At 68.7% G+C, this 13,743-nt stretch carries 15 protein-coding genes, 1 pseudogene and 1 riboswitch; of the genes and pseudogenes, 14 read left to right on the top strand and 2 right to left on the bottom strand.

The window, feature by feature from the left end:
* Positions 1-65 precede the first annotated feature (65 nt).
* Positions 66-905 (bottom strand): DUF222 domain-containing protein, encoded by an 840-nt coding sequence (locus ABD243_RS19685; RefSeq protein ID WP_344368067.1) that lies wholly within the window; start codon positions 903-905, stop codon positions 66-68.
* Between the two features lie 704 nt (positions 906-1,609).
* Here ABD243_RS19685 and def point away from each other — a divergent pair.
* The 13 genes and pseudogenes from def (at position 1,610) to hisF (ending at position 12,218) form a co-directional block, all read left to right on the top strand.
* A complete protein-coding gene (gene def / locus ABD243_RS19680) occupies positions 1,610-2,182 on the top strand; it encodes a peptide deformylase (protein WP_344368065.1) in 573 nt (190 codons plus the stop codon).
* Positions 2,179-3,099, top strand: a complete 921-nt coding sequence (fmt, locus tag ABD243_RS19675) for a methionyl-tRNA formyltransferase (RefSeq protein ID WP_344368064.1) — start codon at positions 2,179-2,181, stop codon at positions 3,097-3,099. The genes def and fmt overlap by 4 nt, the downstream gene beginning before the upstream one ends.
* Complete coding sequence (locus tag ABD243_RS19670; RefSeq protein WP_344368063.1) at positions 3,096-4,691, top strand: RsmB/NOP family class I SAM-dependent RNA methyltransferase; 1,596 nt, start codon at positions 3,096-3,098, stop codon at positions 4,689-4,691. Before fmt ends, ABD243_RS19670 begins: the two co-directional genes overlap by 4 nt.
* 140 nt (positions 4,692-4,831) lie before the next feature.
* A complete protein-coding gene (rpe, locus tag ABD243_RS19665; protein WP_344368062.1) occupies positions 4,832-5,488 on the top strand; it encodes a ribulose-phosphate 3-epimerase in 657 nt (218 codons plus the stop codon).
* A gap of 130 nt (positions 5,489-5,618) precedes the next feature.
* Positions 5,619-5,769: riboswitch (FMN riboswitch) on the top strand.
* Between the two features lie 92 nt (positions 5,770-5,861).
* Positions 5,862-5,993: pseudogene (locus ABD243_RS19660) on the top strand (nicotinamide riboside transporter PnuC); the annotation flags it as partial.
* 53 nt (positions 5,994-6,046) lie between these two features.
* Positions 6,047-7,246: a bifunctional diaminohydroxyphosphoribosylaminopyrimidine deaminase/5-amino-6-(5-phosphoribosylamino)uracil reductase RibD gene (gene ribD, locus ABD243_RS19655; RefSeq protein WP_344368061.1), complete on the top strand. Its 1,200-nt coding sequence runs from the start codon at positions 6,047-6,049 to the stop codon at positions 7,244-7,246.
* On the top strand, positions 7,246-7,932 hold the full coding sequence (locus tag ABD243_RS19650; protein WP_344368059.1) for a riboflavin synthase: 687 nt from the start codon (positions 7,246-7,248) through the stop codon (positions 7,930-7,932). The genes ribD and ABD243_RS19650 overlap by 1 nt, the downstream gene beginning before the upstream one ends.
* Positions 7,929-8,690: a 3,4-dihydroxy-2-butanone-4-phosphate synthase gene (ribB, locus tag ABD243_RS19645; RefSeq protein ID WP_344368057.1), complete on the top strand. Its 762-nt coding sequence runs from the start codon at positions 7,929-7,931 to the stop codon at positions 8,688-8,690. The genes ABD243_RS19650 and ribB overlap by 4 nt, the downstream gene beginning before the upstream one ends.
* A gap of 46 nt (positions 8,691-8,736) precedes the next feature.
* A complete protein-coding gene (gene ribA, locus ABD243_RS19640; RefSeq protein ID WP_116767467.1) occupies positions 8,737-9,387 on the top strand; it encodes a GTP cyclohydrolase II in 651 nt (216 codons plus the stop codon).
* Positions 9,388-9,513: 126 nt separating this feature from the next.
* Entirely contained in the window at positions 9,514-9,999 is a 486-nt protein-coding gene (gene ribH, locus ABD243_RS19635) for a 6,7-dimethyl-8-ribityllumazine synthase (RefSeq protein ID WP_090581814.1), read from the top strand.
* A 189-nt stretch (positions 10,000-10,188) separates the two neighbouring features.
* A complete protein-coding gene (locus tag ABD243_RS19630; protein ID WP_018772463.1) occupies positions 10,189-10,452 on the top strand; it encodes a phosphoribosyl-ATP diphosphatase in 264 nt (87 codons plus the stop codon).
* 103 nt (positions 10,453-10,555) lie between these two features.
* The gene (gene hisG / locus ABD243_RS19625; protein WP_344368055.1) at positions 10,556-11,398 is read left to right on the top strand and encodes an ATP phosphoribosyltransferase; all 843 of its coding nucleotides are present in this window, start codon (positions 10,556-10,558) and stop codon (positions 11,396-11,398) included.
* A 43-nt stretch (positions 11,399-11,441) separates the two neighbouring features.
* Entirely contained in the window at positions 11,442-12,218 is a 777-nt protein-coding gene (gene hisF, locus ABD243_RS19620) for an imidazole glycerol phosphate synthase subunit HisF (RefSeq protein WP_116767466.1), read from the top strand.
* A 100-nt stretch (positions 12,219-12,318) separates the two neighbouring features.
* On the opposite strand, the gene ABD243_RS19615 is transcribed toward hisF, so the two are convergent.
* Positions 12,319-12,963, bottom strand: a complete 645-nt coding sequence (locus tag ABD243_RS19615) for a TIGR03085 family metal-binding protein (protein WP_344368053.1) — start codon at positions 12,961-12,963, stop codon at positions 12,319-12,321.
* Between the two features lie 202 nt (positions 12,964-13,165).
* On the opposite strand from ABD243_RS19615, the gene hisI reads away from it, so the two are divergent.
* Positions 13,166-13,651, top strand: a complete 486-nt coding sequence (hisI, locus tag ABD243_RS19610) for a phosphoribosyl-AMP cyclohydrolase (RefSeq protein WP_344368052.1) — start codon at positions 13,166-13,168, stop codon at positions 13,649-13,651.
* The last annotated feature ends 92 nt before the right edge of the window (positions 13,652-13,743 follow it).

Here is a 13,743-nt window from a genome sequence, read left to right as displayed (position 1 = left end):
AGCTCCTCCGGGAGCACTTCACGGGGTTCAGTCATAGCCACAATGATTCTCCAATCCATCAGCGACTACAGCCCTCCTACACAAACAATCTGACACCCCCGATGGTGCAGGCCGTGGCGCCGGCGCCGGATGAAGGCGCCCTGAAGCTGGCGCAGCAGCTCCTCGGAGGGCTCGGCACCGTCCTGATCCAGCGCATCGGCCCAGCCCCGGGCGACCCGGGCCAGGAAGTCCGCGTCGTTCTCCGCGGCCGTGCGCGTCAGGGCGTGCTCCATCCGCCCCAGGGCCCCGGCGTCACAGACGTGCCGGACCTTCTCCAGCGCCGCCGTGATGACCGTCGCGGCCCGCGATGCGACCTCCCCGGAAGCGACCGCCGCACCGAGCTCCGCGTGCACGGCCGGGACGGGCTGGCCGGTGAGTCCCCGGCGCGGCAGCAGGCCCCCGGCCAGGGCGAGCCGGCGCCTAGCCTCCGGCGCGCTGATCCGCAGCCGCGCCCGCAGGAACTCCGCCGTGTTCCGGTACCCGTCATCGACCACCGCCGCGTCACCGGCCGCATCCCACGGCACACCCTCCCCGGTCAGCGCGTCGGGCGAAGCCGCGGAACCGGGCACACCGTCGGTCCCACCATTGATTCTGCCGTCGGTCCCGGCACTCACCGTGCCGGAGGGTGCGCCACTGGCGGCCGCGGTGCCCGGGGCGTCGCCGCGCCAGCCCGTCGTCCACGAGGCGCCGGCCCAGGCCCCTGCCGCGGCTGCCGGGGAAGCCTGCGTCCTGGTCCGGTCCACCGCACCGGCCGCCACCAGCTGCAAAAACTCCACCCGGCGCGAGAGCTCCTCCACACCCCCGGCGAAGTCCGACGCGGCCCGGAAATCCCACAACGCCGCATCCTGAACCGCCGTCGAACCCACAGCCTCCAACGCGGCCAGAGCAACACCCACCCCCGACCACCGGGCCGGACCCGTACCGCCACATGCGCCGCGGTCCGTGCCGGGATCCGCGCCGCAGCCTGCAGCGCGACCGGTGCACCGATCCGTGCCCTGCCCGTCGTCCCCGAGAGGAATGAAATCCCTGGCGGCTTCCATGACACCAGTCTCCTCCGGGGGTCTGACATTCTTACGCGAAGCAGGAGTGAAGAACTGAGGGCGGTTTCAGATTTTCGGAGCTACGTCCTCCGGCCGCTTTCAGGGGACGGCGGTCGCCCCTGAGGCCGCTTTCCGTCTACCGTCGGGCCCCAAACGTGAAGACACACGTTGATCTCATTTGACGCCCCCAAATGAAGCGAGAGGTCCGGCGCTGCGAGCCATATAGGCCTGCGCTGCGAACGGTGCGGACCCTACAGGCCGGCCCCACAGCCCGGCCGTCCGGCGCGGCGAACACTGCAGCCCGGCCGTGCGGGCCGGCGCCGCGAACGCTGCGGACAGGCCCTGCGGCCCGGCCGTGCGGTCCGACGGCCCGGTCGCCGCGAACCGAACACCTGCGTTCCGCCAGCCGGGCGCACGCGGATCCCCGCACTCGACTCCCCGGACGCCTATCCGGCTGAAGTCCAGGACTCCACGGAGTGCAACTAAACTGGACTGGATCCCTAGCTGCCCACCGTGAGGAAAGACTGCACATGGCCATTTTGAATATCCGCATCATCGGCGATCCTGTGTTGCGCACAGTCGCCGATCCCGTGACGGAATTCGGGCCTGAACTGGCAAAGCTGGTCGCTGACATGACCGAAACCATGGAGGACGTGGAGGGCGCAGGCCTGGCCGCCCCCCAGGTCGGCGTGAGCCAGCGCGTCTTCACGTACCGGATCGGTGGCGTTGAGGGTCACATCATCAACCCCGTGCTGGAAAACAGCGAGGACTTCCAGCCGGACCAGGTCGAAGGGTGCCTGTCCATCCCGGGCCTCGGCTTCCCCGTTCGCCGGCACCGGCTTACCCGCGTGACCGGCGTGGACCTCCACGGCAATCCCGTCACTGTGGAGGGCGAAGGCATGCTGGCGCGCTGCTTCCAGCACGAGACCGACCACCTGGACGGCATCCTCTATACGGATCGGCTCGAGGGCGACGACCGCAAGGCCGCCCTGCGCGCCATCCGCAATGCCAACTACGACGCCATTACCGAACAGACAACAACGAAGCGCGCGAAGACGGTCGGAACGAGCTTTGGCGGGTCCAGCTTCGGAATCACCCCGTGAGGGTTCTTTTCGCGGGAACCCCGGCTGTCGCGGTCCCGTCCCTGGACGCCCTGATCGAGGCCGGGTTCGACGTCGTCGCCGTCCTCACGCGCCCGGACGCCCCGCTGGGCCGCAAACGGATCCTGACGCCGTCACCCGTGGCAGCCCGGGCCGCCGAGCTCGGGATCGAGATCATCCACGCCGCCAAGGTGGACGCCGAGGTCACTGCCCGCATTGCCGCCGTTGCGCCCGACGTCGCGGCCATTGTTGCGTACGGCGGCCTGATTCCCCGTGCGGCCCTGGAAGTTCCGCGCCACGGCTGGGTGAACCTGCACTTTTCCCTGCTGCCGGCCTGGCGTGGCGCCGCCCCTGTGCAGCGCGCTGTCATTGCAGGCGACGACGTCACCGGCGCAGTCACCTTCCGTCTTGAGGAGGGGCTGGACACCGGACCCGTGTTCGGCACGCTCACCGAAACGGTGCACCCCGGCGATACCGCCGGCGCCCTGCTCGAACGGCTCTCCCATAGTGGCGCCGCCCTGCTGGCCCAAACCCTGTCCGCCATCGACGCCGGCAAATCCGTCGCGCTGCCGCAGCAGGGCGATGTCAGCCTGGCACCCAAACTCAGCCTCGAGGATGGCCGGCTTGACTGGCGGCAACCTGCGTTGGCGATCGGGCGGAGGGCCCGCGGGGTGACGCCCGAGCCCGGCGCCTGGACCATGCTGGAGGGCCAGCGGATCAAGCTCGAGCCGGTGCTGCCCGCGCCGGAAGCTTCCGCGCTCCCGCCCGGACAGCTGGCCCTGGACGGCAAACGCGTCGTGGTGGGCACGGGCTCGCACCCGGTGGAATTGACCCGGATCCAGCCTGCGGGCAAGAAAATGATGGCCGCCGCTGATTGGGCGCGCGGACAGGCAACACTTGAAAGCGTGGTATTCGAATGAGCGAGTCCGGAACCAGCGGCAGCGGCCGCGGCAGGGGCCACCAGCCCGGCGGCCAGGGCGGCGGCCAGTCCGGCTCCCAGCCAGGCGGCCAGGGTGGTGCCCGCGGCGGCAGCCGGCGGAACGCCCAAGGCCGGGAACGCAACCGCGGCCCGCAGCGCGGCTTCACCGAGAGTGCCCCCTCGCAGCGCACCCGCCGGGCCGACCCGGCCCGGCTAGTAGCCTTCGAAGTGCTCCGTGCCGTGGAAGCCGAGGATGCCTACGCGAACCTCGTGCTGCCCGCCCGGATCCGGCACCACGGACTGGATAAGCGCGACGCCGGTTTTGCCACCGAGCTCAGCTACGGCGCTCTCCGCGGCCAGGGTACATACGACGCCATCCTGGCGCGCTGCGTCGACCGGCCGCTGGACCAGTTGGACCCGGCAATCCTGGATGCCCTGCGGATTGGCGCGCACCAGCTGCTCGCGATGCGGGTGCCCGCCCACGCCGCCCTGGACCAGACCGTGGGGCTGGCCCGCGCCGTGATCGGGGCCGGCCCGTCGGCCCTGATCAATGCGGTGCTGCGCAAGGTGTCGGCCCGCACACTGGAAGAATGGCTCGACCTGCTCCTCAGTACCGAGACCGATCCCACCAGGATCGCGTCCATCCGCTACGCCCACCCGGAGTGGATCGTGCGCGCACTGCGCCAATCGCTCGTGGCCCACGGCCGGCCGGCCACTGAGATCGATGAGCTCCTCGAAGCCGACAACGCCGCGCCCGTGGTGAACCTCGTGGCGCTGCCCGGCGTCGGCAGCCTGGACGAGGCCCTGGAAGGCGGGGCCACTCCGGGCGAGCTCGTGGAGGGATCCGCGCTGTCCAGCGGCGGTGACCTCGGCCGGCTCGCCTCGGTGCGGGACGGCAGTACCCGCGTTCAGGACGTCGGTTCGCAGCTCGTGGCCCGCGCCATGGCCGCTGTCGATCTCGGCGTGGAAGCCGTGCCGGGTAGCGAAGGCGCTGGGGAGCGCTGGCTCGATCTGTGCGCTGGCCCCGGCGGCAAGGCTGCCCTTCTCGGTGCCCTTGCGCGGCAGCGGGGTGCCCACCTGCTGGCCAACGAATTTGCTCCGCACCGGGCCAAACTGGTCCGCCAGGCCCTGTCCGCTGTGCCACGGGACGCCTGGGAGGTCAGGACCGGAGATGGCCGGGACCTCGGCACCGAGCAGCCGGAGTCCTTTGACCGGGTCCTCGTCGACGTCCCGTGCACCGGTCTGGGGGCCCTGCGCCGCCGCCCGGAGTCGCGATGGCGGCGCACGCCCAAGGACCTCGTGGACTTGGGCCCGCTGCAGCGCCAGCTGCTCAACTCCGCAATCGACGCCGTGAAGCCCGGCGGCGTGGTGGCGTACGTAACGTGTTCGCCGCACCCGGCGGAGACGACCGCCGTCGTCAGTGACGCCCTGCGTAAGCGGGAGGACCTCGAACTCCTCGACGCCGGCGCCGCGCTGGACAGCGTCAGCATCACCGGCCACCTTGAGGCCGGGAACGAGCTCACCGCCCAGCTCTGGCCCCACGTGCACCACACAGACGCCATGTTCCTGGCCCTCATCCACAAGAAAGCCTGAACGCCGGGCGATACTTGCCCATAGCCCCGTTCCGCAGGACATGCCCGTTGGACTGAATTTTGGCAGGACCGATTTTCAGCAGAACGGCATGTCCGCACAGCGACTTTCCATCAGACCGATAGACCGACAAGGAATCCCGCATGACCAAGTGCTGCATCAACCCGAGTATCCTGTCCGCCGACTTCGCCAACCTCGAGGCGGAGCTGAGCCGGATCAGCAACGCGGATGCCGTGCACGTCGATGTCATGGACAACCACTTCGTGCCCAACCTCTCGCTGGGCCTGCCCGTGGTGCAGCGGTTGCAGGAAATAAGCCCCATCCCGCTGGACGCGCACCTGATGATCGAGCACGCCGACCGCTGGGCCCCTGCCTACGCCGACGCCGGCGTGGCGTCCGTGACGTTCCACGCCGAGGCCTCGATTGCCCCCATCAAGCTGGCGCGCGAACTGCGGGCACGCGGGTCCAAGGCAGGGCTTGCGCTCCGGCCGGGGACCGGCGTCGAACCGTTCCTGGACATGCTCGGCGAACTCGACATGCTGCTGATCATGACCGTGGAGCCTGGCTTCGGCGGCCAGGAGTTCCTGGACCTGACCCTGCCGAAAATCCGGCGTGCCCGGGCCGCGATTGACCGCTCGGGCCTCCAGGTGGCTTTGCAGGTGGACGGCGGCATCACCGCCGACACGATTTTCCGGGCCGCCGAGGCCGGAGCAGACGTCTTCGTGGCCGGCTCGGCCGTGTACGGCGCAACTGACCCCGCGGACGCAATCGAACGGCTCAGGGTTGCCGGCAGCCGCTGAGGACGGCCCGGGCCGGGCAGCGGCGCGGGGCGGTACGGGGCCGGACTGCCGTAAAGATTACTCGGACCGTAATGTACGCGGCCGGGAATAGCCGGAGACTAGCCCGGGTTGTGTCAGAATAACAACACACATACGTGCTCCGGGGTCGGTGTAAGTCCGAACCGGCGGTGATAGTCCGCGACCCGCGCGCCAGTGCCTCTCTTCGGAAAGGTGCCGGCAGACGGTTGAATCGGTGAAATTCCGATACCGACAGTTAAAGTCTGGATGAGAGAAGCACGTACAGCTGTTACTGCGGCGCCCAGACGGCGCCGCATAATTGTGCTGTCGTATACCCCCGGAGCCATCGCGGTTCTAGAGGGAAGGAACGACACACATGAACTTTCTGCGATGGCTCTTCCAAGCACAGGTCCCGGTAATCGGATCTGTCCTGATTCTTCGTGAAGTGCCTGGCAACATCTCTGGGCTGGCCCCGGCCCTCGGCGGCATGCGCCGCCGGGTATGGGCAGCCTCTAAGATGACCGTCTCCACTGTGGCCGTCCCCGACGTGGGGGTGATGGCATGAGCGGCAGTCACCTGGCCACCACAGCTCCTTTGGGCGAGCCCGACGCCGGAGCCTCCTTCAGCGCCGCGGAACGTGCGGCCATGCAAGCTGCCCTCGCTGCCGCGGCGCAGGGTCCGCGGGGCGCCAACCCGCTCGTGGGCGCCGTCGTCCTCGGAACGGACGGGTCGCCCCTCGTTACCGGGTACCACCGCGGGGCAGGGACTGCCCACGCCGAAGCTGACGCGATTGCCCAGGCGCAGGCGGCGGGTTTGGATCTCCGTGGTGCTTCGATGGTGGTGACCCTGGAACCGTGCAACCACTGCGGACGCACCGGCCCCTGCGCCCGGGCGATCATCAACGCCGGCATCACCGACGTCATCTACGCCATCGATGACCCCCATGACCCGGCCGCCGGCGGCGCCGTGACGCTCCGCGCCGCGGGTGTCCGCGTCCGGTCCGGGCTGGCGGCCGACGCCGCGCTAGATTTAAACCGGCGCTGGTTCGACGCCGTCGCCGCCAAACGGCCCTTCGTCACGCTGCATATCGCACAGACCCTCGACAGCCGCATTGCTGCCGACGACGGCACCAGCCAGTGGATCTCCAGCCCGGAGTCCCTCGCCGACAACCATGCGCTCCGGGGCCGGATTGACGCCATCCTGGTCGGCACGCAGACGGTGCTGGTCGACAACCCCCGGCTCACGGCCCGGAATTCTGACGGCGAGGAGTCCGGCAAGCAGCCGCTGCGCGCCGTGATGGGCTACCGAGGCATACCCGAGGACGCGGCCATCCACGGCGCGGACGGCAACGTCCTGCACCTGGCGACCCGTGATCCGCGCGAGGCCCTGGACCAGCTGTTCCAGAGCGGCGTCCGGCACCTCATGGTGGAAGGCGGTTCCCGGATCCTGAGCGCATTCCTTACCGCCGGTCTGGTCGATGAACTCATCGTCTACCTGGCGCCGACGCTGCTCGGCTCCGGAACGCCCGCGCTCGACGACCTGGGCATCACCACCCTGGCCGATGCCCAACAGTGGGAATGGGACTCCGCGTCCGGGGGCGCCGTCCAGATGCTCGGCCGCGACCTCCGGCTGCATCTTCGCCCGGCGCGCCCCGCGAGCCCCGCCAGCGCGCCCGGCGTGGAGAGCCCGGCCGCCACCTCTACTTCATCCGATACAACCCCGCACCGCAATGGCGCGGACACCGCCGCAGGAGGCAATTGATGTTTACCGGAATTATCGCCGAGCAGGGAAAGGTGCTTTCCGTTGAGCGCAACGGCGACGTCAGCGCCACCGTTCGGCTCCACGCGCCCGGCACCACGGACGGCCTCGCCCTGGGTGGTTCCATCGCGGTCAACGGCGTCTGCCTCACGGCCACGCAAATCGACGGCAAAGACTTCAGCGTCGACGTCATGGGCGAAACCCTCAACCGCAGCACCATCGGTGAACTCACTGCCGGCGATCCCGTCAACCTGGAGCGCTGCGTCCCGGCCGGGGGACGGCTGGACGGTCACGTTGTCCAGGGGCATGTCGACGGCGTCGGGCAGCTTCTGGAACGCGAGGGCCTCGGCAACTGGGACCGGCTCCGGTTCGGTGTGCCGGCCGGACTGGCACGGTACATCGCCGAAAAGGGGTCCATCGCCGTCGACGGCGTCTCCCTCACGGTCACTGCCGTGAGCCCCGCGAACGATCCGGCGCCCTGGTTTGAAGTCGGGCTGATCCCCACGACCCTCACGGAGACCGGCCTGGGCGGCAAGCCCCTCGGCGGCCGGGTGAACCTTGAAGTTGACGTGCTGGCGAAATACACCGAACGCCTGCTGTCCTTTGCCAGCGGAACGTCGCCCGCAGCGCACCGGGCGTCCTCGGCGCCCGCCGAAGAAGCAGCACTCACGGACGGGGCAGCGAAATGAGCCGCGTCAAGGACCAGGCAGGCCATGTCCTGGCTGAAGAACTCCGCCCCGTCGCGGAAGGCGCCGCGGCGGACTCAGCCGCACACCCGGCTGCAGACCCCGTTGCAGACTCAGGCAGGACGGGCCTCGACCCGATCGGGGACGCCATTGCCGCCATGGCCGCCGGGCGTCCCGTCCTCGTAGTGGATAACGAGGACCGCGAGAACGAAGGCGATATCATTTTCGCCGCCCAGCACGCGACGCCGGCACTGATGGGCTGGACGGTCCGCTACAGCTCCGGCGTGATCTGCGTACCGCTGGCCGCCGACCGGGCCGACGCCCTCGCGCTGCCGCCGATGGTGGCCGTCAACGAAGACGCCAAGGGCACCGCCTACACCGTGTCCTGTGATGCCGCCGTCGGAGTCAGCACCGGAATTTCTGCCACGGACCGCGCCCTGACAGCCCGGATCCTGGCCGACCCGCAAAGCCAGCCGAAATCCCTGACGCGTCCCGGGCATGTTTTTCCCCTCCGCGCCGTTAAGGGGGGAGTGCGGGAACGTCCCGGCCACACCGAAGCGGCCGTGGACCTGTGCCGGCTGGCGGGACTGGAACCCGTGGGAGTGATTGCAGAGCTGGTGTATGACAACGGAGAAATGATGCGGCTGGACGGACTACGCGGCTTCGCCATTGAGCATGGCTGCCCCCTGATTTCGATTGCGGATCTGGTGGCCTACCTCGAAGCAGGGCAGCACGACAGCTACGCAGCGGATCCCGTCTGATGGAGGAGAAATAGTGACGACTTCTAAGACACGAGAAGAAACGGCCATGGCAGGTCAGCCGCATCCGGTCAGCGCAGGACCCATCGTCCAACTGCCCACCGCATTTGGCGATTTCGTGGCCCAGGCCTGGACCGATCTGGCCACTGGAGCCGAGCACCTGGCGGTCAGTTCACCGATGCAACCTGTGGACGGGATGGCCCCGCTGGTCCGCTTGCATTCGGAGTGCCTCACCGGAGACGTGTTCGGCTCCTACCGGTGCGACTGTGGCGAACAGCTGGCCTATGCCCTCGAGATGATCAACGAGTTCGGCGGTACGCTGCTCTACCTGCGCGGCCAGGAGGGACGCGGAATCGGCTTGGCGAACAAGATGAAGGCCTATGCCCTGCAGGAGGCCGGATTCGACACTGTGGAGGCCAACGAGCAGCTCGGGTTGCCCGTCGATGCGCGCTGCTACAAGGCGGCGGCCCAGATCCTCGCCGATATGGGCCTCCACGAGATCCGGCTCCTGAGCAACAACCCGGACAAACAGGACCGGCTCGCCCAGGCAGGCGTAACGGTGGTGGAGATGGTCCCCACTGAGGTTCCTTCCAGGGAACAGAACATCCGCTACCTGCAGACGAAGAAGGACCGGATGGACCACCGCCTGGTTCTGGACGTTGAACCGGCTCCTGCCGGATTCGAGCACGACCAGGACTGACCCGGCGGCCCTCCGGGCCGTTCCACCCCGCTTCACCCGCCAGCCCGCCGTGCCCGGCAGCCTAAGCTGCCCCGCAGGGCGGACTGGCGGCGGACCAACCACCAGACTCAACAGCAAGGAATTCCCATGAGTGGCCACGGCGCCCCCCAGATCGACCTCAGCACGTTCAAGCCGGAGGAAACCTCGCGGCTCAAACTGGCCATCGTGGCCGCGAGCTGGCACACCCAGATCATGGACGGGCTCCTTGACGGCGCCCTGCGTGCCGCGAAGGACGCCGGCATCAGCGAGCCGACCGTCCTGCGGGTGCCGGGCACGTTTGAGCTCCCCGTCGCGGCTGCCCGGCTGGCACCGCACTTCGACGCCGTCGTGGCGCTCGGCGTCGTCATCCGTGGCGGGACGCCGCACTTCGAATATGTCTGCGAGGCAGCCACCCTGGGCCTGACCGAGGTCAGCGTCCGCACCGGCGTCCCCGTGGGCTTCGGCGTGCTGACGTGCGATACCGAACAGCAGGGCATCGACCGGGCCGGCCTGCCGGGTTCCACCGAGGACAAGGGGCACGAGGCCGTCACCGCCGCCCTGGCCACGGCAGTGACCCTCAAGCAGTTCGGCTGAGCACCGCTTCACCCCAGACAATTCGCCCCGGACAACCGGAGCCCGCACAACTGCAGCTCCACGCGGGGCGGCCGGCAGCCCGCCGGCCGCCCCGCCTGTGATTGACATGCTGTGCAATGCCTCACATCCCGTTCGTCATGCAAGGGCCCGGCAGGCGTTCCCGCGCCGGGAGCAAGTAGGCTTGGGGGCGTGAAGAATTTCGAGTCGCTGTTCGCAGAACTGAGTGAAAAGGCAGCCGTCCGCCCGGAAGGCTCCCGCACCGTCGCCGAACTGGATTCCGGAGTCCATGGCATCGGCAAGAAGGTCGTGGAGGAAGCAGCCGAGGTCTGGATGGCTGCCGAGTATGAATCCGATGAAGCCGCCGCTGAGGAAATTTCGCAGCTGCTGTACCACCTGCAGGTTCTGATGCTCGCCAAAGGACTCACCCTGGAAGACGTCTACAAGCATCTCTAGCCGCGCCCGCACGGGAACCGCCAGGACTCATCCGGCGGAACCCGCGCACCGCGTGGCCGACGTGCCCCAACAGAGACCTTCCACACCCAAGAGAGACTTTCCCATGCTTAGAGTTGCCGTCCCGAACAAGGGATCCCTGTCCGAAGCCGCCTCCGCCATGCTTGCTGAGGCTGGCTACCGCCAGCGCCGCGACACCCGCGAACTGGTCATGGTGGACCCGGACAACGACATTGAGTTCTTCTTCCTGCGTCCGCGCGACATCGCCGTGTACGTGGGCCAGGGAACACTCGACGTCGGCATCACCGGCCGTGACCTGCTGCTCGACGCCGAGGTCGAGGCCGAGGAACTGCTGCCGCTGGGCTTCGCCGCGTCCACCTTCCGCTTCGCCGGCCCCGTGGGCGATTTCACCTCCATCGAACAGCTCGAGGGCAAGCGCCTCGCCACGAGCTATGACGGTCTGCTGCGCGGCTACCTGGCCGAGCGCGGCATCAAGGCGAAGGTGGTGCGCCTCGACGGCGCCGTGGAATCCTCCGTACGCCTCGGCGTCGCGGACGCGATTGCCGACGTCGTCGAGACCGGCACCACGCTCAAGGCCGCCGGCATGGAGATCTTCGGTGAGCCGATCCTGAACTCCGAGTCGGTGCTGATCGGCCGCAAGGGCGAGCAGAACCCGGCCACCGAGGTGCTGATCCGCCGGCTCCAGGGCGTGCTCGTGGCCCGGCAGTACGTGCTGATGGACTACGACATCCGGAAGGAGCTCGTGGAGCAGGCCGCCGGACTCACTCCGGGCCTGGAGTCGCCGACCGTCTCGCCGCTGCGCGATTCGGACTGGGTGGCCGTCCGCTCGATGGTGCCCAAGCGGGAAACGAACCGGATCATGGACGAGCTCTACGACCTCGGCGCCCGCGCCATCCTGGTCAGCAGCATCCACGCCTGCCGCATCTGAGCGCCCACCTGCCGAGTCCCTCCAGCAAACATCAGGAGAAGTCATGACTGTTGCCGTGCGCGTCATCCCGTGCCTCGACGTCGATGCCGGCCGCGTGGTCAAGGGCATCAACTTTGAAGGGCTCCGCGACGCCGGTGACCCGGTGGAACTGGCGCACCGCTACGACAACAGCGGCGCCGACGAGCTGACCTTCCTTGACGTCACGGCGTCATCCGGCAACCGGGAGACCACGTTCGACGTCGTCCGCCGCACCGCCGAGGAAGTTTTCATCCCGCTCACGGTCGGCGGCGGTGTCCGCGGCGTGGCCGAGGTGGACAAGCTCCTGCGCTGCGGCGCGGACAAAGCCGCCATCAACACTGCCGCCGTGGCCCGGCCGGACGTGATCGACGAGATCACCCGGCACTTTGGGTCCCAGGTCCTGGTGCTTTCCCTCGACGCCCGGCGCACCCGCCCGGGCTCGAAGCCCACCCCGTCCGGCTTCGAAGTCACCACCCACGGCGGACGCCAGGGGACCGGGATCGACGCCATCGCGTGGGCCCGGGAAGCTGCCGACCGCGGCGTGGGGGAGATCCTGCTCAACTCGATCGACGCCGACGGCACCAAGGACGGCTTTGACCTGGAATTGATCCGGCTCGCCCGTGCAGGGGTCAAGGTGCCCCTCATCGCCTCCGGCGGCGCCGGCAAACCCGAGCACTTCCCGCCGGCCGTGGCAGCGGGCGCCGACGCCGTCCTCGCGGCGTCGGTCTTCCACTTCGGGCCCCTCGACATGATCGCCCAGGTCAAGGCCGCGATCCGGCAGGCAGGCTTCGAGGTCCGCTAGTCCCCGCCCACCCGCTTACAACAACGCGGGGTCACTTGTCGCCCATCCCGGAGGGGATTATGGGCGGTAGGTGACCCCGCGTTGCTTTGTTGTGGGGGACTTAGAGGCCGACTTCGGCGGACTGCAGGAGCGCGACGGCATCCGGCTGGCCTTCGAAGGTCACGAGGGCGTGGCGTGTGCGGCCGTGGGCGTGCATGAGGAGTTCCCCTGGCTCGCCGACGATGGCCACCGACACGGGGGCTCGCTTGGCCACGTGCCGCGGGCCGGAAGGGCTCACCAGCACAATGCCCAGGTCCACGCCGCGGTACAGGATGGCCGCCCGCTTGACGAGTTCGTCCCACAGAGCGTCCGAGTACGCCTCGTCCAGTGCCCGCGGTGCCCAGCGGTCCACGGCGCGGCGAACGTCTTCGGTGTGCACAAAGTATTCGATCAGGTTGGAGCTCTCGTCCAGTGCCTTGATCCGCAGCGGCGACAGCGCCGGGGGACCGGCCCGGAAGGCGTTGACCAATTTGGCGTAGTCCTCGGGGGTCTTCAGCGTGCCGGCGAGTTCGGCCGTGGCTTGGTCCGAGGCCTTGGAAAGGCGTTTGATCAGCAGGCCAAGTCCGACGGCGATTTTCCGCTCGCGCAGGTACAGGTGCGCGGCAAGGTCGCGGGTGAGCCACCCCGTGCAGAGCGTGGCGGCATCAGGGCCGGCTGCCAGCAGGGTTTCGGCCAGGACTTCTCGGGACGGTTCGACGAAATGCATCACTTGTGAAACTAGCACGAGACGGCCGCGCGTGGGCACAGGAATCGCCGCCGCAGGGGTGCGTGACGGCTTCATCCAGTGGGGGAGCGGCGGGGGAACGCGGAAGGCGCGTCGAAGAGCGGCCAAGTGTTAAGCGGGAGTGTTAAGCGAAGGCGTGGACCCGCAGGCCAGCGGCCTGCCCGGAGGCACTAGACTTGATCTGATGTCTGAGCAGCCCGCCCCCGCCACCAGCCCCGCCAACGCTGTCCCCGGCGACGCCGTCGACACCGACGCCGTCGTATCCGGCGACGCCGCATCCAATGCAGTGCCGTCGGCCCCGGATTCCGCGGCCAGCCCCCTGCCGGCCGGACTGGCGGACGCCCTGAAGCGCGACAGCGCCGGCCTGGTGGCCGCGATCGTCCAGCAGTTCGACACCCACGAGGTGCTCATGCTGGGCTGGATGGACGACGAGGCGTTGCACCGCACCATGACGAGCGGCCGTGTGACTTTCTATTCACGGTCCCGCCAGGAGTACTGGCGCAAGGGCGACACCTCCGGGCACGTTCAATGGGTCAAGTCGCTCGCGATGGACTGCGACGGCGATGCCCTGCTGGTGCGGGTCGACCAGGTGGGCGCGGCCTGCCACACCGGAACCCGGACCTGCTTCGATGGCCGCGAGATCGACGCCGTCGTCGGCCATGGCGGCTAAGCGCCCCCGGCGCGGAAACCCGGCACAGCACTCCGGCACCCCCACAGCTTCACTGACCGGACCACCGGCAGGATCCCACGACCGGATCCGCT

The sequence above is a fragment of the Arthrobacter humicola genome (assembly GCF_039531445.1).
GTDB classification, from domain to species: domain Bacteria; phylum Actinomycetota; class Actinomycetes; order Actinomycetales; family Micrococcaceae; genus Arthrobacter; species Arthrobacter humicola.
Note: the sequence above shows the minus strand (reverse complement) of the source record. Positions and strands in the feature narration are given on the sequence as shown.

Bases quoted from the DNA above. Each gene is read 5' to 3' on its own strand.
- ABD243_RS19650 (WP_344368059.1), top strand. From the start codon at position 7,246: ATGTTTACCGGAATTATCGCCGAGCAGGGAAAGGTGCTTTCCGTTGAG.
- ribD (WP_344368061.1), top strand. From the start codon at position 6,047: ATGAGCGGCAGTCACCTGGCCACCACAGCTCCTTTGGGCGAGCCCGAC.
- ABD243_RS19615 (WP_344368053.1), bottom strand. From the start codon at position 12,963: ATGCATTTCGTCGAACCGTCCCGAGAAGTCCTGGCCGAAACCCTGCTG.
- rpe (WP_344368062.1), top strand. From the start codon at position 4,832: ATGACCAAGTGCTGCATCAACCCGAGTATCCTGTCCGCCGACTTCGCC.
- hisF (WP_116767466.1), top strand. From the start codon at position 11,442: ATGACTGTTGCCGTGCGCGTCATCCCGTGCCTCGACGTCGATGCCGGC.
- ribA (WP_116767467.1), top strand. From the start codon at position 8,737: ATGGCAGGTCAGCCGCATCCGGTCAGCGCAGGACCCATCGTCCAACTG.
- hisG (WP_344368055.1), top strand. From the start codon at position 10,556: ATGCTTAGAGTTGCCGTCCCGAACAAGGGATCCCTGTCCGAAGCCGCC.
- def (WP_344368065.1), top strand. From the start codon at position 1,610: ATGGCCATTTTGAATATCCGCATCATCGGCGATCCTGTGTTGCGCACA.
- ribB (WP_344368057.1), top strand. From the start codon at position 7,929: ATGAGCCGCGTCAAGGACCAGGCAGGCCATGTCCTGGCTGAAGAACTC.
- ribH (WP_090581814.1), top strand. From the start codon at position 9,514: ATGAGTGGCCACGGCGCCCCCCAGATCGACCTCAGCACGTTCAAGCCG.
- ABD243_RS19670 (WP_344368063.1), top strand. From the start codon at position 3,096: ATGAGCGAGTCCGGAACCAGCGGCAGCGGCCGCGGCAGGGGCCACCAG.
- hisI (WP_344368052.1), top strand. From the start codon at position 13,166: ATGTCTGAGCAGCCCGCCCCCGCCACCAGCCCCGCCAACGCTGTCCCC.